At 66.5% G+C, this 23,666-nt stretch carries 26 protein-coding genes; 6 read left to right on the forward strand and 20 right to left on the reverse strand.

Annotated elements, in window-relative coordinates; translation table 11 throughout:
- Positions 1-590: 590 nt before the first annotated feature.
- The 3 genes from AC5P9F_RS00005 to rlmE all read right to left on the reverse strand — a co-directional run bounded on the left by AC5P9F_RS00005 (position 591) and on the right by rlmE (position 3,515).
- Positions 591-776 carry a hypothetical protein gene (locus tag AC5P9F_RS00005; RefSeq protein WP_005409016.1) on the reverse strand — a complete coding sequence of 62 codons (186 nt, stop codon included), beginning with the start codon at positions 774-776 and terminating at the stop codon, positions 591-593.
- 102 nt (positions 777-878) lie between these two features.
- Positions 879-2,813, reverse strand: coding sequence for an ATP-dependent zinc metalloprotease FtsH (gene ftsH, locus AC5P9F_RS00010; RefSeq protein ID WP_005409015.1), 1,935 nt, complete (start codon positions 2,811-2,813; stop codon positions 879-881).
- 69 nt (positions 2,814-2,882) lie between these two features.
- Positions 2,883-3,515, reverse strand: coding sequence for a 23S rRNA (uridine(2552)-2'-O)-methyltransferase RlmE (gene rlmE / locus AC5P9F_RS00015; protein WP_005409014.1), 633 nt, complete (start codon positions 3,513-3,515; stop codon positions 2,883-2,885).
- Positions 3,516-3,580: 65 nt separating this feature from the next.
- On the opposite strand from rlmE, the gene yhbY reads away from it, so the two are divergent.
- Positions 3,581-3,886, forward strand: coding sequence for a ribosome assembly RNA-binding protein YhbY (gene yhbY / locus AC5P9F_RS00020; RefSeq protein ID WP_004152868.1), 306 nt, complete (start codon positions 3,581-3,583; stop codon positions 3,884-3,886).
- A gap of 13 nt (positions 3,887-3,899) precedes the next feature.
- Positions 3,900-4,274, forward strand: coding sequence for an Mth938-like domain-containing protein (locus AC5P9F_RS00025; protein ID WP_024956345.1), 375 nt, complete (start codon positions 3,900-3,902; stop codon positions 4,272-4,274).
- 25 nt (positions 4,275-4,299) lie between these two features.
- On the opposite strand, the gene AC5P9F_RS00030 is transcribed toward AC5P9F_RS00025, so the two are convergent.
- The 5 genes from AC5P9F_RS00030 to surE all read right to left on the reverse strand — a co-directional run bounded on the left by AC5P9F_RS00030 (position 4,300) and on the right by surE (position 8,152).
- Complete coding sequence (locus AC5P9F_RS00030) at positions 4,300-4,788, reverse strand: YqhG/Tai3 family protein (protein ID WP_043034329.1); 489 nt, start codon at positions 4,786-4,788, stop codon at positions 4,300-4,302.
- A gap of 489 nt (positions 4,789-5,277) precedes the next feature.
- Positions 5,278-6,069 (reverse strand): peptidoglycan DD-metalloendopeptidase family protein, encoded by a 792-nt coding sequence (locus tag AC5P9F_RS00035; RefSeq protein WP_005409011.1) that lies wholly within the window; start codon positions 6,067-6,069, stop codon positions 5,278-5,280.
- Positions 6,066-6,680 (reverse strand): YqaA family protein, encoded by a 615-nt coding sequence (locus AC5P9F_RS00040; RefSeq protein WP_005409010.1) that lies wholly within the window; start codon positions 6,678-6,680, stop codon positions 6,066-6,068. Before AC5P9F_RS00040 ends, AC5P9F_RS00035 begins: the two co-directional genes overlap by 4 nt.
- Before the next feature lie 18 nt (positions 6,681-6,698).
- Positions 6,699-7,376, reverse strand: coding sequence for a protein-L-isoaspartate(D-aspartate) O-methyltransferase (locus AC5P9F_RS00045; RefSeq protein ID WP_005409009.1), 678 nt, complete (start codon positions 7,374-7,376; stop codon positions 6,699-6,701).
- Complete coding sequence (surE, locus tag AC5P9F_RS00050; protein ID WP_005409008.1) at positions 7,373-8,152, reverse strand: 5'/3'-nucleotidase SurE; 780 nt, start codon at positions 8,150-8,152, stop codon at positions 7,373-7,375. The genes AC5P9F_RS00045 and surE overlap by 4 nt, the downstream gene beginning before the upstream one ends.
- Before the next feature lie 209 nt (positions 8,153-8,361).
- Here surE and AC5P9F_RS00055 point away from each other — a divergent pair, with 209 nt between their 5' ends.
- Positions 8,362-8,901 carry a Smr/MutS family protein gene (locus tag AC5P9F_RS00055; protein ID WP_005409007.1) on the forward strand — a complete coding sequence of 180 codons (540 nt, stop codon included), beginning with the start codon at positions 8,362-8,364 and terminating at the stop codon, positions 8,899-8,901.
- A gap of 123 nt (positions 8,902-9,024) precedes the next feature.
- On the opposite strand, the gene truD is transcribed toward AC5P9F_RS00055, so the two are convergent.
- From truD to AC5P9F_RS00105, 10 genes are all read right to left on the reverse strand, one after another.
- On the reverse strand, positions 9,025-10,056 hold the full coding sequence (gene truD / locus AC5P9F_RS00060) for a tRNA pseudouridine(13) synthase TruD (protein ID WP_005409006.1): 1,032 nt from the start codon (positions 10,054-10,056) through the stop codon (positions 9,025-9,027).
- A complete protein-coding gene (ispF, locus tag AC5P9F_RS00065) occupies positions 10,053-10,550 on the reverse strand; it encodes a 2-C-methyl-D-erythritol 2,4-cyclodiphosphate synthase (protein ID WP_005409005.1) in 498 nt (165 codons plus the stop codon). The genes truD and ispF overlap by 4 nt, the downstream gene beginning before the upstream one ends.
- 34 nt (positions 10,551-10,584) lie before the next feature.
- Positions 10,585-11,283, reverse strand: coding sequence for a 2-C-methyl-D-erythritol 4-phosphate cytidylyltransferase (gene ispD / locus AC5P9F_RS00070; protein WP_005409004.1), 699 nt, complete (start codon positions 11,281-11,283; stop codon positions 10,585-10,587).
- Complete coding sequence (gene ftsB / locus AC5P9F_RS00075) at positions 11,280-11,633, reverse strand: cell division protein FtsB (protein ID WP_005412924.1); 354 nt, start codon at positions 11,631-11,633, stop codon at positions 11,280-11,282. The genes ispD and ftsB overlap by 4 nt, the downstream gene beginning before the upstream one ends.
- 4 nt (positions 11,634-11,637) lie before the next feature.
- Entirely contained in the window at positions 11,638-12,930 is a 1,293-nt protein-coding gene (eno, locus tag AC5P9F_RS00080) for a phosphopyruvate hydratase (protein WP_005409002.1), read from the reverse strand.
- A gap of 96 nt (positions 12,931-13,026) precedes the next feature.
- Entirely contained in the window at positions 13,027-13,356 is a 330-nt protein-coding gene (locus AC5P9F_RS00085; protein WP_005409001.1) for a hypothetical protein, read from the reverse strand.
- Positions 13,356-13,703, reverse strand: coding sequence for a hypothetical protein (locus AC5P9F_RS00090; RefSeq protein WP_099498097.1), 348 nt, complete (start codon positions 13,701-13,703; stop codon positions 13,356-13,358). The genes AC5P9F_RS00085 and AC5P9F_RS00090 overlap by 1 nt, the downstream gene beginning before the upstream one ends.
- Entirely contained in the window at positions 13,700-14,530 is an 831-nt protein-coding gene (kdsA, locus tag AC5P9F_RS00095; protein WP_005408999.1) for a 3-deoxy-8-phosphooctulonate synthase, read from the reverse strand. The genes AC5P9F_RS00090 and kdsA overlap by 4 nt, the downstream gene beginning before the upstream one ends.
- A gap of 89 nt (positions 14,531-14,619) precedes the next feature.
- Positions 14,620-16,284 carry a CTP synthase gene (pyrG, locus tag AC5P9F_RS00100; RefSeq protein WP_005408998.1) on the reverse strand — a complete coding sequence of 555 codons (1,665 nt, stop codon included), beginning with the start codon at positions 16,282-16,284 and terminating at the stop codon, positions 14,620-14,622.
- 400 nt (positions 16,285-16,684) lie between these two features.
- The gene (locus AC5P9F_RS00105) at positions 16,685-16,918 is read right to left on the reverse strand and encodes a hypothetical protein (protein WP_005408997.1); all 234 of its coding nucleotides are present in this window, start codon (positions 16,916-16,918) and stop codon (positions 16,685-16,687) included.
- A 172-nt stretch (positions 16,919-17,090) separates the two neighbouring features.
- On the opposite strand from AC5P9F_RS00105, the gene parE reads away from it, so the two are divergent.
- The 3 genes from parE (at position 17,091) to AC5P9F_RS00120 (ending at position 21,359) form a co-directional block, all read left to right on the forward strand.
- Positions 17,091-18,980 (forward strand): DNA topoisomerase IV subunit B, encoded by a 1,890-nt coding sequence (parE, locus tag AC5P9F_RS00110; RefSeq protein ID WP_005408996.1) that lies wholly within the window; start codon positions 17,091-17,093, stop codon positions 18,978-18,980.
- 193 nt (positions 18,981-19,173) lie between these two features.
- Positions 19,174-19,752: a GNAT family N-acetyltransferase gene (locus tag AC5P9F_RS00115; RefSeq protein ID WP_012479721.1), complete on the forward strand. Its 579-nt coding sequence runs from the start codon at positions 19,174-19,176 to the stop codon at positions 19,750-19,752.
- A 110-nt stretch (positions 19,753-19,862) separates the two neighbouring features.
- On the forward strand, positions 19,863-21,359 hold the full coding sequence (locus AC5P9F_RS00120) for a S10 family peptidase (protein ID WP_005412919.1): 1,497 nt from the start codon (positions 19,863-19,865) through the stop codon (positions 21,357-21,359).
- Between the two features lie 366 nt (positions 21,360-21,725).
- On the opposite strand, the gene AC5P9F_RS00125 is transcribed toward AC5P9F_RS00120, so the two are convergent.
- A complete protein-coding gene (locus tag AC5P9F_RS00125) occupies positions 21,726-22,847 on the reverse strand; it encodes an inorganic phosphate transporter (protein WP_005408993.1) in 1,122 nt (373 codons plus the stop codon).
- A gap of 13 nt (positions 22,848-22,860) precedes the next feature.
- On the reverse strand, positions 22,861-23,487 hold the full coding sequence (locus AC5P9F_RS00130; RefSeq protein WP_004152833.1) for a DUF47 domain-containing protein: 627 nt from the start codon (positions 23,485-23,487) through the stop codon (positions 22,861-22,863).
- Positions 23,488-23,666: the final 179 nt, after the last annotated feature.

Genomic DNA, 23,666 nt, shown 5'->3' on the forward strand with positions numbered 1-23,666 from the left:
AGATTCCGGCGTGGGCGCCAAGCTACATGGCGATCGTCGAGATCCAGGCTCGTACGGCGGCCCACGCCGGCTCTCGACACCTACGCTGACAGATTTTCATCAGATAAGGCTCGGTCGCCGCATCCATGCGGCTCACGCCCCCGCAACCGGACCCACCCCGCCTTCGACAGATCTCCGCGATCTGCAGTAGATCCACGCCATGCGTGGATGAATCTCCATCGGAATCGAATATTTCGAGTTGGAATCGAAATGCATCCACGCATGGCGTGGATCTACCGTGTCGACCAAGGTCGACACCTACCAACAGCCGCAGGAATCTGTCAGAGGTGGGGCGGTGTGGGTTGGCAGGACCGTTGGCGCCATGGATGGCGCCATCGAGCCCCCAGGGACGGGTTTACGGCGTGTCCTGCCAACCCACACCGCCCCGCCAAACCACGGAATGCCGCTGTCGCTGTTGCTGTTGCTGTCGCTGTTGCTGTTGCTGTCGCTGTTGCTGTCGCTGTTGCTGTTGCTGTTGCTGTTGCTGTTGAGGTTGCCGGCCAGCGGCCGGCACTACCGCGGGTGCAGGGCGAAGCCCTCCCGACACCCCCTCAACGGCGGCGGCGCTTGCGGTCCACGTACAGGGTCTTGGCGATGCTCAGCACGATGCCGACCCCGATACCCACCACGCAGCCCAGCAGCAGGTTGTCGGCCCCCAGGCCCACACCCACGCCGACCACGGTGGCGATCACCATTTCGGCAGTGTGGGAAATCGGTTCGGGCTTCGGGGCGGACATGCGGGCTCCAGCGTCAGATCGGTTCTTCGGGATGGGCCAGTGGCCCGGAAACGACGAAGCCGGGTTGCCCCGGCCTCGTCTGGTGTCACCTGCAGCGGGCCGTCAGTGCGATTCGGCCGGGCCTGCGATCGGCGGCAGCGGACGGGCGTCGCCGCCCTTGTCGTTGCCGCCATCCTTGTTCGACTTGCTCCAGCCCGCCGGCGGCGGCGGATCGCGGCCTTCCATGATCGCGTCGATCTGCGGCGCGTCGATGGTCTCGTACTGCAGCAGCAGCTGCGACATCGCGTGCAGCTTGTCGATGTTCTCGGTCAGCAGCTGGGTCGTGCGGGCGTAGGCCTTGTCGAGGATGTTGCGCACTTCCTCGTCGATCCGGCGCGCCGTGTCGTTGGACACGCTCTTGTGCTGGGTGACCGAACGGCCCAGGAACACCTCGTCGTCCTCTTCGCCATAGGCGATCGGGCCGAGCTGCTCGGACAGGCCCCACTTGGTGACCATGTTGCGGGCCATCTTGGTGGCACGCTCGATGTCGTTGGAGGCGCCGGTGGTGACCTTGTCCTCGCCGAAGATCAGCTCTTCAGCGACGCGGCCGCCGTACAGCGAGCACAGCTGCGACTGGATCGCCACGCGGTTCATCGAGTACTTGTCGCCTTCCGGCAGGTACATGGTCACACCCAGCGCGCGGCCGCGCGGAATGATGGTGACCTTGTAGACCGGGTCGTGCTCGGGCACCAGGCGGCCGACGATGGCGTGGCCGGCCTCGTGGTACGCGGTCAGGGTCTTCTCGTCCTCGCTCATGGCCATCGAGCGGCGCTCGGCACCCATCAGGATCTTGTCGCGTGCACGGTCGAAGTGGTCCATGCGGACTTCCTTCTCGTTGCCGCGCGCGGCGAACAGGGCCGCCTCGTTGCAGAGGTTGGCCAGGTCCGCACCGGAGAAGCCCGGGGTACCACGCGCGATCACCATCGGCTCGACGTCGTCAGCCAGCGGCAGCTTGCGCATGTGGACCTTGAGGATGTGCTCGCGGCCCTTCACGTCCGGCAGGCCGACCACGACCTGGCGGTCGAAACGGCCCGGGCGCAGCAGCGCCGGGTCCAGCACGTCCGGACGGTTGGTCGCGGCGATCACGATCACGCCTTCGCCACCCTCGAAACCGTCCATCTCGACCAGCAGCTGGTTCAGGGTCTGCTCGCGCTCGTCGTGACCGCCGCCCAGGCCGGCGCCACGGTGGCGGCCGACGGCGTCGATTTCGTCGATGAAGATGATGCACGGCGCGTGCTTCTTGGCCTGCTCGAACATGTCACGCACGCGGCTGGCGCCGACGCCGACGAACATTTCCACGAAGTCCGAACCGGAGATCGAGAAGAACGGCACCTTGGCTTCGCCGGCGATGGCCTTGGCCAGAAGCGTCTTGCCGGTACCCGGCGGGCCCACCATCAGCACGCCGCGCGGAATCTTGCCGCCCAGCTTGGTGAACTTGGACGGGTCGCGCAGGAAGTCGACCAGTTCGCCCACTTCTTCCTTGGCCTCGTCGCAGCCGGCGACGTCGGCGAAGGTGACCTTGATCTGGTCTTCGCCCTGCAGCTTGGCGCGCGACTTGCCGAAGGACATCGCGCCCTTGGCACCGCCGCCACCGCCCTGCATCTGGCGCATGATGAACAACCAGAAGCCGATGATCAGGATGACCGGCAGGAAATTCATCAGGATCGCGCCGAGGGAAATGCCGCTGGACGGCTCCTCCTGCACGATCTCCACGTTCTTGGTACGCAGCACGTTGATCAGGTCACGATCGAACGGCGCGGTGATGGTGGACGACTGCCCACCGCGGGTGGTGTAGGTCAGCTGGCTGGTGCCGCCACGCATGTCGCCGCCAAAGGCGACCTTCTGCACGTTGCCGCTGTCCACCTGGTCCAGGAACTGCGAGTAGGACGCGCCCTGCGCGCCGGCCCCGGAGGACTTCGGCGAGAAGCTCTGGAAGACCACCATCAGCACGACGGCGACGACCACCCATAGCAGGAGGTTCTTGGTCAAGTCGTTCATCCTCATTGGCTCCGGTGTTCCTCTCAGTGCTGGCGTTGCGTTGGGGTCGAACTTGCGTACGTTGCGAGCTTACTTCATGTGGGCGCGTTTTCCCTGACCCAAGGCATACACCTCGGGAGAGCGCTTGCGCGACGCTTCCGGCTTGCGGATGGAGACCTTGTCGTACCGGCGGCGCATGTCGCGCACGTAGTCGTCAAAGCCCTCACCCTGGAACAGCTTGATCAGGAACGCCCCACCGGTCTTCAGGTGGTTGTCGGCAAAATCCAGGGCCAGCTCCGCCAGGTGCATCATCCGCGGCTGGTCGACCGCGCCTACACCACTCTTATTGGGGGCCATGTCCGACAGCACAAGGTCTACCGGCTGATCCCCGAGCATGGCTTCAAACTGCGATAGGACGGCTTCTTCCCTGAAGTCACCATGAAGGAACTCCACGCCGGCCAGCGGCGGCATGTCCAGGATGTCCAGCGCCAGCACGCGACCGGTGTCGCCGATCTGTCTCCGCACCTGCTGAGACCAGCCGCCCGGGGCGGCACCGAGGTCGACGACCACCATGTGCGGCTTCAGCAACCGGTCACGTTCCAGCAGCTCTTCGAGCTTGTAGGCGGCGCGCGAGCGCATGCCTTCGGCCTGGGCCTTCTTCACGAAGGGGTCGGAGAAGTGTTCCTTGAGCCAGCGCTGGCTGCTTTTGCTGCGGGTAGCCATTGAAAATAGGGGCTGATGGGGTCCTCATGATACCCTGATCGCCCCATTCAACCGTGTTTTCCTGCATGTCCATCGCCCTGACCGCCTCCCAGACCCGTTTCCTGCGCGGCCAAGCCCACGACCTGAAGGCCCTGCTGCAGACCGGCGGCAAGGGTGTGACCCCGGCCTTCATCGCTGAGCTGAACGAAGTGCTGGAGCGCCACGAGCTGGTCAAGGTGAAGGTCGCTGCTGAAGACCGCGACGCCCGTGACGTGATGATCGGCGAGATCGTCGAAGCCACCGAAAGCGCGCTGGTGCAGCGCATCGGCCACGTCGCCGTGCTGTACCGCCCGAGCAAGGAACAGCGCCAGATCGTGCTGCCGCGCGGCTGATCGCCCTACTGCCATGCAGCTGAACCACGAACCGCCGGATTACGCCTATAGCCTCCGTGCCGCCGATGGCCGCTCGGCCAAGGTGAATGACCAGGCGCTGGGCAGCAGTTTCTTCCTGACCCCGGACCAGCTGGTCACGCAATGGCCGGTGGTGAGCGCCACTGCGCTGCATGTGGCTGACCTGGAGCCGATCCTGGCGCTGAATCCGGCGCTGATCGTGCTCGGCACGGGTGACCGTCAGGTGTTCCCGCCGGCGGTGGTGATGGCCGCCTGTCTGTCACGCGGCATCGGCCTGGAAGTGATGAACAATCCAGCCGCCGCGCGCACCTTCAACATCCTGGCCGGCGAAGGCCGCAAGGTCGCCGCCGCCTTCATTCTGGAAGGCTGAGGTCGAGTCGCCGGGTGGCTCCCGGCTAGCTGCCCGAAGGTGTGCAGCGGAATGCCGAGAACGCCTTGAGCCGGCCAATCAGGTTGCCGCCCTGCCCCCAGCGGATATCCATGACCTTCCAGTCCCGGTCCTGCCGCTGCAGCAGGACCCGGTCGGTCCAGCGGTAGTCGCCCACGGCCATGTCGACATGGATCCAGGTGGCGTCACCGCTCGATCCGGGCATTCCCACGGATATCGTTTCCGGTCGATCCGGCGCCAGCAGATACGGGCTCTGGTCCAGCATGTGCGGCTTTTCATCGGGCGCCGCCAGTGCGGTGCAGGCCTGTTCATATGCACGCTGCGCAGCGATGGCTGAGCGGAGGGCCTCACCCAGCAGCGGGGAAATGGCCGTTTCGTTCGACGTCGGCGCCTGGATGACGTCGTAGAGGCGGGTGACCACGTCACGTGGATCGCTGCTGGCGGCGGCCGCCAATGGCGCGATGAGCAGCACGAAAAGGGCTGTTGGGCGAGACATGCGGCACCGGATTGGGGGGGGCGGGTTCCGTTGAAGCATGCCGCTTCCCTGGCTTGCCGGGAAGCTTGAGATGCGCCACTCATGGTCGCAAATGGCCACCCACGGCAGCCAGCGTACAGCGAGTCGAGCATGGCTCGACGCTACAGGTCGGGAACGCTGAGCATTGCCCGGCGCCACCCGACCCCACGGACTCAACGCGCCGGCAGGTACTGCTGCGGGTCCACCGGCTTGCCGTTACAGCGGGTGAGCCGAGGGCGTTTGCGGCCCATGGGCCGCACCGTCGGCGAACGCCCGGCGCGCTGCGCCGGGCCGGGGATCCGCCCAGATGGCGAATCGACGATCAGCGTGCCGGCAGGTACTGCTGCGGGTCCACCGGCTTGCCGTTGTAGCGGGTGAGCCGGCGGTGTTTGCGGCCCATGGGCCGCACCGTCGGCGAACGCCCGGCGCGCTGCGCCGGGCCGGGGATCCGCCCAGATGGCGAATCAACGATCAGCGTGCCGGCAGGTATTGCTGCGGGTCCACCGGCTTGCCGTTGTAGCGGATCTCGAAGTGGACCATGTCGCGGTTCGCACCGGTGCGGCCCATCTCGGCGATCTGCTCACCGGCCTTCACGCTCTGCCCTTCATTCACCAGGCGCTTGCGGTTGTGGCCATAGGCCGACAGCCACTGGTCGCTGTGCTTGATGATGATCAGCTCGCCGTAGCCAACCAGGCCGGCGCCGGAGTACACCACCACACCGTTGGCGGTGGCCTTGACCGGCTGGCCGCTGGTTCCGGCGATGTCCACGCCCTGCTTGGTCGCGTCACCGGCCACGTAGCGGCCGACGATCGCGCCATCGGCCGGCCAGCGCCAGGCGATGTTGCTCTTCACCGGACCCACCGGCGCCGGGGCCGGGGCCGATGTGGTGCTGCCGCCGCTGCTGCCACCCGAGCGCGGCGGGGTGACCACCGTGGTCGGCGCGCGGCCGCCGCTGGCACCGGCCGGATACAGTCGGATCACCTGCCCGGGATGGATGGTCGAGGGGTTGTCCAGGCTGTTCCAGGCAATCAGGTCGGCCGGGGTGATGTCATGGATGCGGGCCAGCGCATAGATGGTATCGCCCTTGCGCACCACCACGGTCTGCCCGGGCTTGGGCACCGAGGTCTTCGGCGTGGTCACACCGCCACCGGTGCTGCCACCACCAGGACGAACCACGGTTGCGGTGCCGCAGGCGGCCAGGGTGGAAACCAGCAACGCCAGCGCGCCGATGCGCACTCCCTTGCTCAGACGATCAGGATTCATGCGAACTTCGACCTCCATACAAGCCAGGCGATCAGCACCACCACCAACGCGGTGGCGATCCAGCCCAGCGGTTCAATCCAGCGACGCAGTGCCGCTTCAGCACGCGCACCACCGATACGGATGACCGCAGCCAGCACGAACACGCGCTTGCCGCGACCGATCAGCATGCTCAACAGGTACTGCGGCATCGGCACGCCGACGATACCCGATGCCCACGTGAAGACCTTCATCGGGATGGGCATGAAGCCGCCCAGCACCAGGAAGGTGAACACCGCCCACGGCGACTCGGCCATCTTGGCCTGCACGGTGGTGATGCCCTGCTCGATGGCCGGCAGCATGCCCAGTGCTTCGAACAACGGCTTGATCGCTTCGAAGGCGTAATGACCCAATGCATAGCCAATCAGCGCGCCGACCATCGAGCCGGCCAGGCTGAGGGTGGCGAACCACCAGCCGCGTTTCGGCTGGGCCACGCACATCGGCGCCAGCATCACTTCCGGCATCACCGGAAAGATGATCGCCTCGAAGAAGCTCAACACCGTCAGGTAGGTCGGCGCGCGTTCGTGCGCCGCCCACTTCATCGCCCGCTCGTACAGCGGCCCGAAAATCTTCATGCAACCCTGCTCCGTGGATTAGTCGAGCATGCCGGACAGCAGCGGCACGAAGGTGACCGGCGCAAGCACGCGTTGTTCGATGCTGCCGTCAGCCCTGCGGTCCAGCTGCACCAGCGACTGCCCACCCGGCCCGCCGACCGGCGCCACCAGGCGGCCGCCCTCGGCCAGCTGCCCGACCAGTTCATCGACCAGTGCAGGCGCCGCGGCGGTGACGACGATGGCATCGAACGGGCCGTGCTCGGCCCAGCCCGCGCGGCCATCATCATGCTTGGTGCGGATATTCATGCCCAGCGCACGGAAGCGCTTGCGCGCCTGTCGCAGCAGGTCGCCGATGCGTTCGACGGTGTAGATCTCCAGGCCCAGCGCGCCGAGCACGGCGGCCTGGTAGCCGGAGCCGGTACCGACTTCCAGCACTTTCTTCGGCGAGACCTGCAGCACGGCTTCGGTCATGCGCGCCACCACCCAGGGCTGCGAGATGGTCTGGCCGTGGCCGATCGGCAGGGCGGTGTCTTCGTAGGCGCGTGACGCAAGCGCTTCGTCGATGAACAGATGACGTGGCACCACCCGGATCGCATTCAAGGTCGACTCGTCGACGATGCCAGCCTCGCGCAGGCGATCGACCAGGCGGTCGCGCACACGCTGCGAGGTCATGCCGATGCCGACGGCTTCCGGTTGCAGGCGCAGGCGTGGACTCATGCCGGCTGGTCCAGCGCGGCGCTGAGGCCGCCGACCCAGCTGGCCACTTTCTCCAGTGCCTGGTAGCGGGTCAGGTCGACCTGGATCGGGGTGATCGAGATATGCCCGGTGCGCACCGCGTGGAAGTCGGTGCCGGGGCCGGAGTCCTGCTCACGACCGGCCGGGCCGATCCAGTACACCTCGTTGCCGCGTGGGTCCTTCTGCGCGATGCAGCCTTCTGCACGATGGCGGTTGCCCAGGCGGGTGACCTCGAAGCCCTTGACCTCGTTCCACGGCAGGTCCGGCACGTTGACGTTGAGGATGGTGTCAGCCGGCAACGGATCGGCCTTGAGCCGGGCGACGATCTCCACCGCAGCGCGCGCGGCGGTCTCGAAGTGTTTCGGATCGTGGTTGCGGGTAACCAGCGAGACCGCCACCGCCGGCAGGCCGAGGAAGCGACCTTCCATCGCCGCCGAGACGGTGCCGGAATAGATCACGTCATCGCCGAGATTGGCGGCGTTGTTGATGCCGGACACGACAATGTCGGGTTCGAACTCGAGCAGCCCGGTCAGCGCCAGGTGCACGCAGTCGGTCGGGGTACCGGCCACCGAGACGGTGTAATGGTCGATGCGCTTGAGGCGGATCGGCAGGTCCAGGGTCAGCGAATTGCTGGCGCCGGAGCGATCGCGGTCGGGCGCGACCACCGTGACTTCGTGACCGGCCTCACGCAGCACCGAAGCAAGCATCCGGATGCCTGCGGCGTCGACGCCATCGTCGTTACTGACCAGGATTCGCATCTTCGATTTAACCGCTTGATTTTCCAAGAATTCGATTCCATCACCGTGCAGTGTGGGCGGGACCGTCGTACTCCCCTGCGGAAGCCGTCGACCCTGCAAGGGCATCGTCTATTGTGCCGCATGCGAGCCGCCGGTCCTACCCTGCCGGCGGTCACGGCCGACATCGAACCGTCATAGGCAGACCTGCGCCAGCGGTTTACCCTGTGCGCATGTCGCACCCTGAAGACGAAGATCCGGCCGCGTTGTTCCGCGCGGCCATCGGCGAAGTGACGCCGCTGCGCAAGGATGCCGAGCCGGCACCGGCTGCGCCCCGGCCGAAGCCGCGCGCGCGCATGGCCGAACGTGACGAGGCCGAAGCCGCCGGCGAGTTCGCCCGGCTGCTGCGCGACAGCACGCCACTGGAAGCCGGCGACGTGGCCAGCTATCGCCGCGACAACCTGCCACCTCGCCTGTTCCAGCGCCTCAAGCGTGGCCAGTATTCGGTGCAGGACGAACTGGACCTGCATGGCGCCACCGCCGCGCAGGCGGAGACGCTGCTGCGCCAGTTCCTGCTGGAAGCGCATGCACACGAGTATGGCTGCGTGCGCATCATCCACGGCAAGGGATTGCAGTCCGACGGCGGTGCACCGGTACTGAAGAACCTGGTCGACCGCCTGCTGCGGCTGCGCAACGACGTACTGGCATTCCATTCGGCGCCGACCGGGCAAGGCGGCACCGGCGCGGTGCTGGTGCTGCTGGCGCGGCGCTGAAAAAAGGGGACGCCATGAGTCCAGGTAGAGTCGACTGTCAGTCGACTGCTCTTCCAGCGGCAAGCGAATACCCCGCGCTGCGCGCGCAAGTCGACTGACAGTCGACTCTACCGCGCGCCCTGCTCAGGCCTGCGAGGCGTCTTCGACCGGGCCGAGCTCGTGCAGCACGGCGGTGGCGTAGCAGCCCGGCGGCAGCGCGAACGATAGCTCCAGCACGTCATCGCCCAGCCACTGGTGCTGCAACAACGCGGGGCGCAGGCGCAGCGCGCGGCGCTCCTGCTTCAGGCGCGCGTCTTCCAGGCCGGCCCGCAGTGCCTTCGATTCCTCGTCGTCGAGCGCGGCCAGCTCCAGCTCGCGTGCCGCTTCGGTGCTGCGCAGCTCGCCTTCGCCCCACAGCGGTGCGCTGGGATGGATGTCGAACCGCGCGAGGCGCTCGGCCAGCACGTCGGTGTACGGCTCCGGGCCGAACACGCTGCGGCTGCCGTCCAGCATCCACACCTCGCCGTCCAGTGGCTGATCCCAGTTGCCCTGCTCCACGCGCGCAGCCAGCACGCGGTTGAACAGCGCCGATCGGGCGGCAGACAGCAGCAGTGAACGCTGGTCCTTGCGCATGCGGCGGCCACCGAACATCGCCAGTGCCGCCGGCACGTTGCCGCCGTCGCGGCCAAAGCGCTGCTCGCCAAACCAGTTCGGCAGGCCGCGCCCGGCAATCTGCTGCAGGCGTTCGCTGATCGCTGCGGCATCGCCCTGCACCTCGCGCAGGACCAGCTTGAAGCGGTTGCCGGCCAGTGCGCCACGCTGCAGCTTGCGGTTGTGCCAGGTCGCTTCGAGCACTTCGATCTCGTCACTGGCCAGCTCGGCCAAGTCCGGCGCAATGCGCTTGGGCAGGTGCACGCTGAAACGCTGGGTGGTGACCGCGTGGCGGTCTTTCATGCCGGCGTAACTCACCGCCATTTCCGGCAGGCCCGCCCACTTGGCCAGCACCTTGGCCACATGCACGGTGTTGGCACCGCGCTTTCGGATGTGCAGCAACAGGTGCTCGCCTTCGCCGGTGGCCTCGAAGGCCGGCAGCTCGTCAACCTGGAAATCGTCTGGCGTGGTGCGGATGCGCGCCGTCAACAACGGCGCACCAAATGCCAACGGCAGCGGAATCATGCCGCCACCAGCAACACGACCGCCTGTGCGGCAATGCCTTCACCACGGCCGGTGAAGCCCAGCTTTTCCGAGGTGGTGGCCTTGACGCTGACCGCATCCAGCGGCAACTGCAGCAGGCCGCCGATGCGCTCACGCATCGCCAGCGCATGCGGGCCAACCTTCGGCCGCTCGCAGATCACGGTGATGTCGGTGTTGCCGACGCGCCAGCCGCGCTCGCGCAGCAGGCTGTCGCAATGACGCACGAAGTCGCTGCTGTCGGCGCCCTTCCAGCGGTCGTCACTGGGTGGGAAATGCTGGCCGATGTCGCCCAGCGCAAGCGCACCGAGCATCGCATCGCACAAGGCGTGCAGGATCACGTCGCCATCGCTGTGCGCAAGCACGCCACAGCTGTGTGGAACGTTCACGCCGCCAAGCATGATGTGATCGCCTTCGCCGAAGGCATGGACGTCGTAGCCCTGGCCGATGCGGACGGGCGGGAACGGTGCGGTGCTCATGGATGCAACCCTTGCAGCAGGGCCACGCGGGCGGTCAGCCGGCGCGGCGGGAAAGTACGAATTCGAACCGGTCCAGATCGGCCGGGGTGGTGACCTTGAAGTTGTCCTCGCTGCCTTCCACCAGCAGCGGGCGCTGGCCCTGGCGCTCCATGGCCATCGCCTCGTCGGTGACTTCAACACCGGCGGCAGCGGCGTCGGACAGCGCGCGGCTGAGCTGATGGCGGCGGAACAGCTGCGGGGTCAGTGCACGCCAGAGGCGCTCACGCGGCTCGGTGCCATCGATGCCACCGTCGTCGCCTGCACGCTTGAGCGTGTCACGTACCGGTGCGGCCAGGATCGCCCCCACCGGGTCGGTACGACCGACTTCAAGCAGGCGGCCGAGATCGGCCGGCGACAGGTTCGGCCGCGCGGCATCGTGGACCAGTACGAACTCATCAGCGCGCACCGTCTCCGGCAGCGCCTGCAGGCCAGCCAGCACCGAAGCGGCACGGGTCGCGCCACCGATGCAGGTCAGCACCGGCTTGCCCGCCCACTCGTTCCAGCCGGGCCAGTCGGCGTCGTCCTGGCCGATCACCACCATCGCCCCGGCCACGGCCGGGTGCGCCAGCAGGGCGTCCAGGGTATGGGCAAGCAGGATCTGTCCCCCTGCCTGCAGGTATTGCTTGGGCAACGGCGCGCCGAAGCGGGTGCCACGGCCCGCAGCCGGAACCACGACCCAGATGGCCGCACTCATGGCACGTCCGCCGGGTGGTCGCCAACCTGCGCACTGACACCTGCCGCAGGCTGCGCCGGGTGGACCGGCGCATCCTCGACCACACGATAGAACTTCTCGCCGGGCTTGATCATGCCCAGCTCGCTGCGTGCGCGCTCCTCGATGGCGGACTGGCCTTCCTTGAGGTCCTTCACTTCGGCAGCGAGCGCGTCGTTGCGCTGCTGCAGACCCTCATTGTCCCGCTCCTGGTTGGCGACCTGGGCTTCGAGCATCATCACTTCGCCCGAATTGCCCGGACCGAACCAGAAGCGGTACTGCAGCCAGCCCAGCAGCAGGGCCAGCACCAGCAGCATCCAGCGCCAGTCGCGCATCGGCTCAGCGCTTCAGCGAAACGAACGCGTCACGACCGGCGTAACGCGCGCCGGCGCCGAGGGCTTCCTCGATGCGCAGCAGCTGGTTGTACTTGGCCACGCGATCGCTGCGGCACAGCGAACCGGTCTTGATCTGGGTGGCGGTGGTAGCCACTGCGATGTCGGCGATGGTGGTGTCTTCGGTTTCGCCCGAACGGTGCGAGACCACCGCGGCATAACCGGCGCGGTCGGCCATGGCGATCGCTTCCAGGGTTTCGCTCAGGGTGCCGATCTGGTTGACCTTGATCAGGATCGCGTTGGCGGTGCCCGAGTCGATGCCTTCCTGGAAGATCTTCGGGTTGGTCACGAACAGGTCGTCACCGACCAGCTGCACCTTCTTGCCGATGCGATCGGTCAGCAGCTTCCAGCCAGCCCAGTCGTTCTCGGCCAGGCCGTCTTCGATCGTGATGATCGGGTACTGCGCGGCCCAGTCGGCGAGGAAGTCGACGAACTGCTCGGAGGTCAGGCGCTTGTTCTCGCCGACCAGGTTGTACTTGCCGTTCTCGAAGAATTCGCTGGAGGCGACGTCCAGGCCCAGCAGCACGTCTTCACCGGCGGTGTAGCCGGCCTTGCCGATCGCTTCAAGGATGGTGTCCAGCGCTTCGACGTTGCTGCGGAAGTCCGGAGCAAAGCCGCCTTCGTCGCCGACCGCCGTGCTCAGGCCGTGGCCCTTCAGCACCGACTTCAGCGAATGGAAGATTTCGGTACCGGCACGCAGCGCTTCGGAGAACGAGGTGAAGCCGACCGGCAACACCATGAATTCCTGGAAGTCGACGTTGTTGTCGGCGTGCGCGCCGCCGTTGATGATGTTCATCATCGGCACCGGCAGCGACGGGGTCACGCCGGTCCTGGCGGCCAGGTACTGCCACAGCGCCTGCTTGTTCGATGCGGCGGCGGCGTGCGCAGCGGCCATCGAAACACCCAGCAGTGCGTTGGCGCCCAGGCGGCCCTTGTTCTCGGTGCCGTCGAGATCGATCAGGCGACGGTCGAGGCCGGCCTGGTCGGTGGCCTCAAAGCCCTTCAGCGCGGCGGCAATCGTGGTGTTGACGTTGTCGACGGCCTTGCGCACGCCCTTGCCCAGGTAACGGGTCTTGTCGCCGTCACGCAGCTCGACCGCTTCCTTGGTGCCGGTCGAGGCGCCGGAGGGAACCGCGGCACGACCGAACGAACCGTCCTCCAGGATGACTTCGGCTTCCAGCGTGGGGTTGCCACGACTGTCGAGGATTTCACGGGCGTGGATGCTGCGGATCGTGCTCATGGTCGGACCGGTTACCTGTCTGGAGAGGGGGCGACAAAACGAATGCCGCGTGATTATCCCCGGCTGCCCGCCACTTGCCAAATTGCGTGGGCGGCTTCAGCCCCAGCTGGACCCGATCACGATCAGGACCATCGACACCAGCATCACCAGCAATGCACCAGCAAGCGCCGCCAGGATGGGGCCACGCCGCCGTCGCCAGGCCAGCACCATCGCCACCGGGCTGCCCAGGAAGGACAGCACCATCGTGACCAGTGCGCCCAGCAACCACCACTGCGTGGCCTGCACGCCGTTGTTCCCGTCCCCCGGCGGCCGGAAACCGGCGGTGAAGGCCAGTACGCCCACCACCAGGGCGATCCAGGTCAACACGGACAGCCCCAGGGCGATCAGGCCCCAGGGCCAGCCTCGCGCCGATGTGGTCGCATTCATCAAAGCACTCCGTAGAACAGGGCGCCGAGCCAGAGCGAGAGCAGGATGATCGCCAGGCCGGCGGCCACCTTGCCGCGATTCAGCCTCCAGGCCTGCGCAGCAGCAGCGACGCATCCCACTGCACCGAGCAGCTCTGCCACCAGCAGCGCAATGAAGTACGCGCGCAGATCGAGTGCGCTGCTGCCATCACCCGGCGGCCGCACGGACGCGGCACCGATCAGCACCAGCCCGAACATGCCCACGGTGAACAGCACGGCCAGGCCCAGTGCGATCAGGCCCCACGGCCACTGTTCCCAGTGCCGGCGGCGGCGCTGGGTTTCCAGCGCCAGCCACGGGTCACGACTCACGCGAAGCGCGAGAAGCCGTGCTTCTTGGTCACTGCGTCGAGTTCCATCAAGGTCTCAAGCAGTGCTTCCATCTGGTCCAGCGGCCACGCATTGGGGCCATCGGACAGCGCCTTGGACGGATCCGGATGGGTCTCGGCGAACAGGCCGGAGATGCCCACCGCCACGGCGGCACGGGCCAGCACCGGCACGTGCTCGCGCTGGCCACCGGAACTGGTGCCCTGCCCGCCCGGCAGCTGCACCGAATGGGTGGCGTCGAACACCACCGGGCAACCGGTGTCGCGCATCACCGCCAGCGAACGCATGTCGCTGACCAGGTTGTTGTAGCCGAAGCTGGCACCACGTTCGCAGACCATGATCTGCTCGTTGCCGGTGGCCTTGGCCTTCTCCACGACCGGCTTCATGTCCCACGGCGCCAGGAACTGGCCCTTCTTGATGTTGACCGGCTTGCCGGCCGAGCACACCTTGCGGATGAAGTCGGTCTGGCGGACCAGGAACGCCGGGGTCTGCAGCACGTCCACCACCGAGGCCACTTCGTCCATCGGGGTGTATTCGTGGACGTCGGTCAGCACCGGCACGCCGATCTGCTTCCTGACCTCGGCCAGGACCTTCAGGCCCTCTTCCATGCCCGGGCCACGGAACGCGGTGCCCGAAGTACGGTTGGCCTTGTCGAAGCTGGACTTGAAGATGAAGTTGACGCCGAGCTTGTCGGTGACTTCCTTCAACTTGCCGGCGGTATCGAGCTGCAGCTGCATCGACTCGATCACGCAGGGGCCGGCGATCAGGAACAGGGGCTGGTCCAGCCCGACCTCGAATCCACACAGTTTCATGGCGTTTCCTTGTTGTCCGCAGCACCGGCCGGGCCGGTGCGCTGGGGGTTGAAGCATGCAGGATGGGGGCCGAAGCCCCCATTCACAAGTCAGGCGCGCGCTTCGGAAAGCAGCTTGCCGCCGGCCTTGCGCTCGCGTGCGGCGCGGATGAAACCGATGAACAGCGGATGGCCGTCACGCGGCGTGGACAGGAATTCCGGGTGCGCCTGGCAGGCCAGGAACCACGGGTGCGCGTCGCGCGGCAGTTCGACCACTTCCACCAGGGTGTCGTCCATCGACTTGCCGGCGATCACCAGGCCGGCATCTTCCAGCTGGGTGCGGTAACGGTTGTTGAACTCGTAACGGTGGCGGTGACGCTCGGCGACGACGTCCTTGCCATACAGCTCGCGGGCCAGCGTGCCCGGCTTCAGGCGCTGTTCCTGCAGACCCAGGCGCATGGTGCCGCCGAGGTCGCTCTTGTCGTCGCGCTTTTCCACGTCACCGGTCGCGGTGCGCCATTCGGTGATCAGGCCGATCACCGGGTTCGGCGACTGGCGGTCGTTCTCGGTGCTGTTGGCACCTTCCAGGCCGACCACGTTGCGCGCGTAGTCGACCACGGCCGCCTGCATGCCGTAGCAGATGCCGAAGTACGGCACCTGCTGCTCGCGGGCGAACTTCGAGGTCAGCACCTTGCCTTCGAAACCACGGTCACCGAAACCACCCGGCACCAGGATGCCGTCGACATCGGCCAGTGCGGCCATGTCGGTGCCTTCCAGGTCCTGTGCTTCCAGCCACTTCAGGTTGACCTTGGTGCGCTGGCGCAGGCCACCGTGCTTGAGGGCTTCGCCGACCGACTTGTAGGCATCCTGGTGATCGACGTACTTGCCAACCACGGCGATGGTCACTTCGTCCAGCGGATGCAGGGTCGCGTCGACCGCGTCTTCCCACATCGACAGGTCGACCGGGCCGGCCTTATCGGCCAGCTTCAGCTGGTTGACCACGATCTCGTCCAGGCCCTGCGCGTGCAGGCCCGACGGAATGCGGTACAGCACGTCCACGTCCGGCACGCTGATCACCGCGCGCTCGGAGACGTTGGTGAACTGGGCGATCTTGCGGCGCTCCGAATCCGGCACCGCCTGCTCGGAGCGGCACAGCAGCACGTCCGGCTGGATGCCGATCGAGCGCAGCTCCTTCACCGAATGCTGGGTCGGCTTGGTCTTCAGCTCGCCGGCGGCGCCGATGTACGGCACCAGGGTAAGGTGCATGAACAGCGCCTTCTCCGGGCCACGCTCGGTGCGCACCTGGCGGATCGCTTCCAGGAACGGCAGCGACTCGATGTCGCCGACAGTACCGCCGATCTCGACCAGCGCCACGTCGTAACCTTCGGTGGCTTCATCGATGCAGCGGCGGATCTCGTCGGTGATGTGCGGGATGACCTGCACGGTCGCGCCCAGATAGTCGCCACGGCGCTCCTTGCGGATCACGTTCTCGTAGATGCGGCCGGTGGTGACCGAGTTCTTGCGGCTCAGGCGGGTGCGCACGAAGCGCTCGTAGTGGCCCAGGTCGAGGTCGGTCTCGGCGCCGTCGTCGGTGACGTAGACCTCACCGTGCTGGAACGGGCTCATGGTGCCCGGGTCGACGTTGATGTACGGGTCGAGCTTCATCATCGTGACCTTCAGGCCACGGGCTTCGAGAATGGCGGCCAGTGACGCAGCGGCAATGCCTTTGCCGAGCGAGGACACCACGCCGCCGGTTACGAAAATCAAGGGAGTCATGGCTGCAAGCATCCTGTCTGGAAATGGAAAACGGCAGCACCACGCGCACCCGGAGGGCGGGCATGGAGCTTGAAGGGGGTTTTCCGGTTCGCTGGGGCAGCGAGGGAGGTGCTGGGCCGTGCGGCGGCAGGCGCCGGACGGGGACCACCCTGCGAGGTCGGGGCGGCCGTGCCGGTCAAATCGACCGTCACCTGCGACCCGCATTGCTGGCGACCACGCATGGCCGTGCCAGCCCATTCGCAAAGGGTGGACACGCACTTACTCCCGGAAAGCCATAGTTTACAGATTGATGGCCGCCAACCCAAGGGGCAGTTGCGGCCGTCACCCAAAAGAAACGCCCCGCTGGGCGGGGCGTCGGGGGGCGAATCCCTTGCGGCAAGGGCTTCGGAGGGCGGAAGAATTACTTCTTCTTCCGCGCCTCTTCTTCCTCTTCCTGCTGCGGGGCCGGCTGGCCCTGCGCCTTCATTTCGGCATTGGCCTGGGCGCGGCGCTTGGCCTTGGCATCGGCTTCGGCCTGCGCCTTGTCGGCCTGGCCACCCTGTTGCGGGGCCGGCTGGCCGGCGTTCTGCGCCACCACCAGCGGCACTGCAACGGCGGCAGCGGCCAGGATCGCAATGGTCAGCAACTTCTTCATGAGGTCCTCCTCGCGGTATGGCTTGGATGTTTCGACCCAACGGGGGTCGCCGGCATTCAGATTCCAGCGGCTGCCATTTTACCCCCTCTGCGTCGCCGAGACTGAACCGCAGGCGTGCAAAATCCCGTGCCAGACCCCACACTTGCCCGTCGCTCCAAGCTTTCGAAGACAGATGAACGCCCGCTATAACGCCGCCGATATTGAAGTCCTGTCCGGCCTTGACCCGGTCAAGCGCCGTCCCGGCATGTATACCGACACCGCGCGCCCGAACCACCTGGCGCAGGAAGTGATCGACAACTCGGTGGACGAGGCCCTCGCCGGCCACGCCCGCTCGATCGAGATCACCCTGTACAAGGATGGCAGCGTGGAGGTCAGCGATGACGGCCGCGGCATGCCGGTGGACATCCACCCGGAAGAGAAGATCCCGGGTGTCGAGCTGATCCTCACCCGCCTGCATGCGGGCGGCAAGTTCAGCAACAACAATTACACCTTCTCCGGCGGTCTGCACGGCGTCGGCGTCAGCGTGGTCAATGCGCTGTCGACCCTGGTGGAAGTGCACATCAAGCGCGAAGGTGCCGAGCACCGCATCACCTTCCGCAACGGCGACCGCGCCACGCCGCTGGAAGTGGTCGGCAGCGTCGGCAAGAAGAACACCGGCACCCGCGTGCGCTTCTGGCCTGACCCGAAATACTTCGACACGCCCAAGTTCGCGGTGCGCGCGCTGAAGCACCTGCTGCGCGCCAAGGCCGTGCTGTGCCCGGGCCTGACGGTCAAGCTGACCGATGAGGCCACCGGTGAAGTCGACACCTGGTACTACGAGGACGGCCTGCGCGATTACCTGAAGCTGGAACTGGGCGAACGCGAATCGCTGCCGGCCGACCTGTTCGTCGGCAACCTGAAGAAGGACACCGAGGTGGTGGACTGGGCCGTGGCCTGGCTGCCGGAAGGCGAGCTGGTGCAGGAAAGCTACGTCAACCTGATTCCCACCGCCCAGCACGGCACCCACGTCAACGGCCTGCGTACCGGCCTGACCGAGGCGCTGCGCGAGTTCTGCGACTTCCGCAACCTGCTGCCGCGCGGCGTCAAGCTGGCCCCGGAAGACGTGTGGGACCGCGTGTCGTTCGTGCTCTCGCTGAAGATGACCGACCCGCAGTTCAGTGGCCAGACCAAGGAACGCCTGTCCTCGCGCCAGGCGGCCGGTTTCGTTGAAGGCGCGGCCCACGATGCCTTCAGCCTGCTGTTGAACCAGAACGTGGAGCTGGGCGAAAAGATCGCGCAGATCGCCATCGAGCGCGCCAGCGCACGCCTGAAGACCGAGAAGCTGGTCGTCCGCAAGAAGGTCACCCAGGGCCCGGCCCTGCCCGGCAAGCTGGCCGACTGCATCAGCCAGGACCTGTCGCGTACCGAGCTGTTCCTGGTGGAAGGCGACTCGGCAGGGGGCAGCGCCAAGCAGGCCCGCGACAAGGACTTCCAGGCCATCATGCCGTTGCGCGGCAAGATCCTGAACACCTGGGAAGTCTCATCCAACAGCGTGCTGGCCTCGGAGGAAGTACACAACCTGGCCATCGCCATCGGCTGCGACCCCGGCAAGGACGACATCAGCGGCCTGCGTTACGGCAAGGTCATCATCCTGGCCGACGCGGACTCCGACGGCCTGCACATCGCAACGCTGCTGACCGCACTGTTCCTGAAGCACTTCCCGGCGCTGGTCGATGCCGGCCACGTGTTCGTGGCGATGCCGCCGCTGTTCCGCATCGACGTGGGCAAGCAGGTGTTCTACGCCCTGGACGAGGAAGAAAAGCGCTCGATGCTGGACAAGATCGAACGCGAGAAGATCAAGGGCGCCATCAACGTCACCCGCTTCAAGGGCCTGGGCGAGATGAATCCGCCGCAGCTGCGCGAATCGACCATCCACCCGGATACGCGCCGCCTGGTGCAGCTGACCGTGGACGATCGCGAGCAGACAAGCTCGCTGATGGACATGCTGCTGGCCAAGAAGCGCGCCTCCGACCGCAAGGGCTGGCTGGAGAGCAAGGGCGATCTGGCCTCGCTGGAGGTCTGATCCCGGCACGGGGTCGGATCCCTTTGCCTGGCAAAGGGCTCTGACCCGGTTGCCCGGTAGTGCCGGCCGCTGGCCGGCAACCTCGACTGCCGGCCAGCGGCCGCCATTACCGGCTCATGCGCCCTTGGCATTACGCCGCCATCGGCAAACCCGGCGGCGGCATAATGCGCGTCCACCCGTGTGGACCATCGTATTGGCCAGCCACTCGCTGCTGTTTCCCGCCCTGCCGCTGCACAGCGCGCGGTTGGTGCTGAGCCCGATCCGCCGTGACGACGCGGCCGCGCTGTTCGCGCTGCAATCCAATCCGGACGTGATGCGCTGGTGGAACCATCCGGCCTGGACACGACCGGCCGAAGCCCGCGAACAGATCGACGACGACCTTGCCGCGCACGCGATCGGCACCCAGTTGAAGCTGGCCTTGCGCGAATCACCCAACGGCCCACTGCTGGGCGTCTGCGTCGCATTCGCCATTGATCGTGAGGCCATGCGGGCCGAGATCGGCTATCTGCTGGCGCCCGACCGCCAGGGCCAGGGCTACATGCATGAGGCCCTGCAGCAGATGCTGGGCTATCTGTTCCACACCCTGCACCTGCACCGCATCGAAGCCGAGATCGATCCACGCAACGTACCCTCGGCACATGTGCTTGACCGCCTCGGCTTCCACCGCGAGGGGGTGCTGCGCCAGCGCTGGCGCATCCAGGGCGAGCTTTCGGACTCGGCCGTCTATGGCCTGCTGGCCAACGACGAAGCGGCAGCCACCCTGCCCGTTTGATCCAATCTGGCCGCAAGCCGCTGCAGAACGTGGCCATGCCTTTGGACACATACGGCATGGCACTCCACCGGCCTAGCATCGGAACCCCCTTCCGCTGCCGATCCGGTGCCATGAAGTCCCTGCTGCACACTGCCGCGCTCTGCGTCGGCCTGCTCATCGCCCCCACCAGCGTGCTGGCCGCGCCCGCCGCTGACACCAAGCCCGATTCGAAAGACGACAGGACCGACGCGCCTGCGCTGCCCGCCGATGCGTCGGCGCGCCAGAGCATGCGCCTGGCCGGCCGCACCCTGGACTACACCGCCACCGTCGGCACCCTGCCGGTGCGCGATGAGAAGGGCAAGGTCATCGCCGATGTGGTGTTCACTGCGTACACGATGCCGGGCAAGGACCGGCCGGTGACGTTCGCGCTCAATGGCGGCCCTGGTGCCTCGTCGGTGTACCTCAACATGGGCGCGATCGGGCCCAAGGTGGTCACCTTCGGTTCGGAAGGCGACAGCGCCTCGGCGCCCGCGACCCTGCATGACAACCCGGGCACCTGGCTGGATTTCACCGACCTGGTATTCATCGACCCGGTCGGCACCGGTTTCAGCCGCGCGCGCATCGGCGATGACGAGGCGAAGAAGCAGCTGTACAACCCCGGCGCCGACATCGAGTACCTGTCGCGCTCGATCTACGACTGGCTGCTGCGCAACCAGCGCATGGCGTCACGCAAGTACCTGACCGGCGAGAGCTACGGCGGCTATCGCGGCCCGCGCATCACCCATTTCCTGCAGACCCGGCTGGGCGTGGCGATGAACGGCCTGGTACTGGTCTCGCCGTACCTGAGCCCGACGCTGGAAGACAACGCCGACGTCTCGCCGATGGCATGGATGCAGACGCTGCCGTCGATCGCCGCGGCGCACCTGGAGCGCCAGGGCAGGCTCACCGACGCGGCAATGCGCGAGGTGGTGGAGTACACCCGTGGCGATTACGCCACCGCGTTGATGAAGGGCCGCAGCGATCCGCAGGCCACCGAGGCGATGCTGCGCCGGGTGACCGAGCTGACCGGGCTTGACCCGCAGTTCGTGCGCCGTGCCGGTGGCCGTCTTGAAACCCAGGCCTACCTGCGCGAAGTATTCCGCGACAAGGGCACGCTGGGCAGCCGCTACGACTCCAATGTGACCGCGTTCGATCCATTCCCGAATGACCCGGAGCAGCGCGCCAATGATCCGCTGCTGGACAGCATCATCGCGCCAACCACCACGGCGATGGTCGACTTCGTGACGCGCGTGGTTGGCTGGAAGGTGGATGCACGCTACCAGGCGCTGAACTACGACGTGAATCGTATGTGGGACCGCAACGGCGAGCTGCGCCAGGGTGCGGTGACCCAGCTGCGCCAGGCGGTGGCGATCGATCCGCATCTGCAGGTGCTGATCGTGCATGGCTGGAACGACCTGTCGTGCCCGTTCATGGGCTCGATCCTGACGGTGGACCAGATGCCGGCGATGGGCAGCAACCCGGACCGGGTGCAGGTGCGGAGCTATCCGGGCGGGCACATGTTCTACAGCCGGACGGACAGCCAGGCGGCGTTCCGCAAGGATGTGCAGGCGCTGTTCCAGCGTAATTGAGGGGTTCGGCCGGGCCTGCGGCCCGGCACCCGCTGACTGCCACGGCCACTGCCACTGCAAAAGCGGGCTTCCTGGGGGCTGGCAAGGTGGGGTGGATATGCAGGACACGCCGTAAACCCGTCCATGGGGGCTCGATGGCGCCATCCATGGCGCCAACGGTCCTGCATATCCACCCCACCCCGCCGCTGACAGGTTCCTGCTGCTGTTGGTGGGTGCCGACCGTTGGTCGGCACGGGATCGGATCCCTGCTTCTGCTCTGGTAGGTGTCGACCTTGGTCGACACGATGTGTGCGGAAAATTCTTTGCCCATGAAAAAAGCCCGCCGGATACCGGCGGGCTTTTTCGTTTGCAACCCTGGCGTGGCGATCAGGTCCAGCCGAACAGCTCGAACAGCTTCAGGATCAGGTACGCACAGCCGCCGGCTGCCGGGATGGTCAGGATCCAGGCCCAGACGATGCGTTCGATCACGCCGAACTTCAGCGAGCGCGGGTTCTTGGCGAAGCCGACGCCCATGATCGCGGTGGAGATGCTGTGCGTGGTCGAGACCGGCATGCCGAAGTGGGCGGCCAGGGTCAGGATGGTGGCCGAGCTGGTCTCCGCGGCGAAGCCGTGGATCGGGTGCAGCTTGACCATCTTGTGGCCCAGGGTCTTGATGATCTTCCAGCCGCCCGAGGCGGTACCGGCAGCCATCACTACCGCACAGGTCAGCACGATCCACATCGCGATGCCGTCACCGGCGTGCGCGTCCGGGTGCATGAAGGCCAGCCAGGACGGCAGGTCATCCAGTGCGCCGGTGGCCTCGGCACCGATCAGGGTCATGGCGATGATGCCCATGGTCTTCTGCGCATCATTGTGGCCGTGGGCGAAGCCCATGTAGGCCGCCGAGGCGATCTGGGCCTTGCCGAAGAAGGCATTGACGATGCGCGGGCGGGCCAGGCGACCGATGGCGCCACCGATCCTGGCCAGGCCGGCGATCAGGCCCCACAGCAGCACCATCACCACGATGCCGAGCAGGAAACCGGCGATCGGCGAGGTGATCATCGGCACGAACACCTTCCACAGCAGGCCCTTGTTCTGCGCCCAGCTGCCCAGGCGCTCGGACCAGATCAGCGCGTCCCAGTTGTTGTGGGCGGCCGCCAGGCCGGCGCCGCAGAGGCCACCGATCAGCGCATGCGAGGACGAGGACGGCAGGCCCTTCCACCAGGTGATCAGGTTCCAGATGATGCCGCCCAGCAGCGCGCACAGGATCACCTGCGGGGTGACCTCGACCACGTTGGTGTTGAGCAGGCCCGAAGCGATGGTCAGCGCCACCGCGGTGCCGGTCAGCGCACCGATGAGGTTCATGAAGGCGGCCAGCATCACCGCCCAGCCGGGCGAGAGCACCTTGGTCGCGACCACGGTGGCAATGGAATTGGCGGTGTCGTGGAAGCCGTTGATGAACTCGAAGACGAGTGCGGCCAGGATCACCACCAGGACAAGGGTCAACATGCGGCGGCGTCCGTCAGCTGTTCTTCAACACGATCTGATACGCAACCACGCCGGCCTCGCGGCAACGGTCGATGGCCTTTTCCAGGATCTCGAAGAATTCCTTCAGCAGGAACATCTGCAGGTTGTCCAGGCGGCCGGAATAGATGTCGCGGTACAGCTCGAGCATCAGGCGGTCGGCCTCGTTTTCCAGCGAGCGCAGCTTCTCGTTCAGCGCGGTCATCCGGTCCAGGTTCATGTGGCGCAGGTCGGCCACCATCTCCACCACCACGCCGGCGGCCTGTTCCAGCATCGCCGCGCGCGGCGCGAAGTCGATGTGCTCCAGGTGGGTCGTGGCCAGCGAATAGCGATCGGCGAACTTCTCGATCTGCTTGGGGATCTTGTACAGGGCCGAGCCCAGCGCTTCGATGTCTTCGCGCTCGATCGGGGTCATGAAGCTGTCCACCAGCGCCTGGCTGATCTTGTCCGAGGCCGCGCGCTCGCGCAGGCGGGCCAGCTTGAAGGCGTCCAGCGCGGGCTGGCGGTCGGCCTCGCGCAGCATGGAATGCAGCGCCTTGGCGGCGTCGGAGGCCGCGACGGCGGCCTCATCGAGCAGGGTGTAGAACTGTTTGCCGGAACCGAAAATGGTCTGCAGAGAGAACATTGAGAAACCTGTCAGCCGTCGCGGGAAGGACGGCACCAGACGGAATTATGACGGCTAGATGACCATCTCGGGTATCCCCGCCCCCTTTCCGGGGCTTGGAACCCCGAACCTGAACAGGCGGTTGCCACCCTGCCACGCCCCTTTGCTAAGATGCCAGCGCGCCTTCGGGCGCATCCTAT

It is taken from the genome of Stenotrophomonas sp. YJH_SMC_4 (genome assembly GCF_059371575.1).

Excerpts from the sequence above, each read along its gene's own strand:
- AC5P9F_RS00005 (WP_005409016.1), bottom strand. The coding sequence starts at position 776 with ATGTCCGCCCCGAAGCCCGAACCGATTTCCCACACTGCCGAAATGGTG.
- ftsH (WP_005409015.1), bottom strand. The coding sequence starts at position 2,813 with ATGAACGACTTGACCAAGAACCTCCTGCTATGGGTGGTCGTCGCCGTC.
- rlmE (WP_005409014.1), bottom strand. The coding sequence starts at position 3,515 with ATGGCTACCCGCAGCAAAAGCAGCCAGCGCTGGCTCAAGGAACACTTC.
- yhbY (WP_004152868.1), top strand. The coding sequence starts at position 3,581 with ATGTCCATCGCCCTGACCGCCTCCCAGACCCGTTTCCTGCGCGGCCAA.
- AC5P9F_RS00025 (WP_024956345.1), top strand. The coding sequence starts at position 3,900 with ATGCAGCTGAACCACGAACCGCCGGATTACGCCTATAGCCTCCGTGCC.
- AC5P9F_RS00030 (WP_043034329.1), bottom strand. The coding sequence starts at position 4,788 with ATGTCTCGCCCAACAGCCCTTTTCGTGCTGCTCATCGCGCCATTGGCG.
- AC5P9F_RS00035 (WP_005409011.1), bottom strand. The coding sequence starts at position 6,069 with ATGAATCCTGATCGTCTGAGCAAGGGAGTGCGCATCGGCGCGCTGGCG.
- AC5P9F_RS00040 (WP_005409010.1), bottom strand. The coding sequence starts at position 6,680 with ATGAAGATTTTCGGGCCGCTGTACGAGCGGGCGATGAAGTGGGCGGCG.
- AC5P9F_RS00045 (WP_005409009.1), bottom strand. The coding sequence starts at position 7,376 with ATGAGTCCACGCCTGCGCCTGCAACCGGAAGCCGTCGGCATCGGCATG.
- surE (WP_005409008.1), bottom strand. The coding sequence starts at position 8,152 with ATGCGAATCCTGGTCAGTAACGACGATGGCGTCGACGCCGCAGGCATC.
- AC5P9F_RS00055 (WP_005409007.1), top strand. The coding sequence starts at position 8,362 with ATGTCGCACCCTGAAGACGAAGATCCGGCCGCGTTGTTCCGCGCGGCC.
- truD (WP_005409006.1), bottom strand. The coding sequence starts at position 10,056 with ATGATTCCGCTGCCGTTGGCATTTGGTGCGCCGTTGTTGACGGCGCGC.
- ispF (WP_005409005.1), bottom strand. The coding sequence starts at position 10,550 with ATGAGCACCGCACCGTTCCCGCCCGTCCGCATCGGCCAGGGCTACGAC.
- ispD (WP_005409004.1), bottom strand. The coding sequence starts at position 11,283 with ATGAGTGCGGCCATCTGGGTCGTGGTTCCGGCTGCGGGCCGTGGCACC.
- ftsB (WP_005412924.1), bottom strand. The coding sequence starts at position 11,633 with ATGCGCGACTGGCGCTGGATGCTGCTGGTGCTGGCCCTGCTGCTGGGC.
- eno (WP_005409002.1), bottom strand. The coding sequence starts at position 12,930 with ATGAGCACGATCCGCAGCATCCACGCCCGTGAAATCCTCGACAGTCGT.
- AC5P9F_RS00085 (WP_005409001.1), bottom strand. The coding sequence starts at position 13,356 with ATGAATGCGACCACATCGGCGCGAGGCTGGCCCTGGGGCCTGATCGCC.
- kdsA (WP_005408999.1), bottom strand. The coding sequence starts at position 14,530 with ATGAAACTGTGTGGATTCGAGGTCGGGCTGGACCAGCCCCTGTTCCTG.
- pyrG (WP_005408998.1), bottom strand. The coding sequence starts at position 16,284 with ATGACTCCCTTGATTTTCGTAACCGGCGGCGTGGTGTCCTCGCTCGGC.
- AC5P9F_RS00105 (WP_005408997.1), bottom strand. The coding sequence starts at position 16,918 with ATGAAGAAGTTGCTGACCATTGCGATCCTGGCCGCTGCCGCCGTTGCA.
- parE (WP_005408996.1), top strand. The coding sequence starts at position 17,091 with ATGAACGCCCGCTATAACGCCGCCGATATTGAAGTCCTGTCCGGCCTT.
- AC5P9F_RS00120 (WP_005412919.1), top strand. The coding sequence starts at position 19,863 with ATGAAGTCCCTGCTGCACACTGCCGCGCTCTGCGTCGGCCTGCTCATC.
- AC5P9F_RS00125 (WP_005408993.1), bottom strand. The coding sequence starts at position 22,847 with ATGTTGACCCTTGTCCTGGTGGTGATCCTGGCCGCACTCGTCTTCGAG.
- AC5P9F_RS00130 (WP_004152833.1), bottom strand. The coding sequence starts at position 23,487 with ATGTTCTCTCTGCAGACCATTTTCGGTTCCGGCAAACAGTTCTACACC.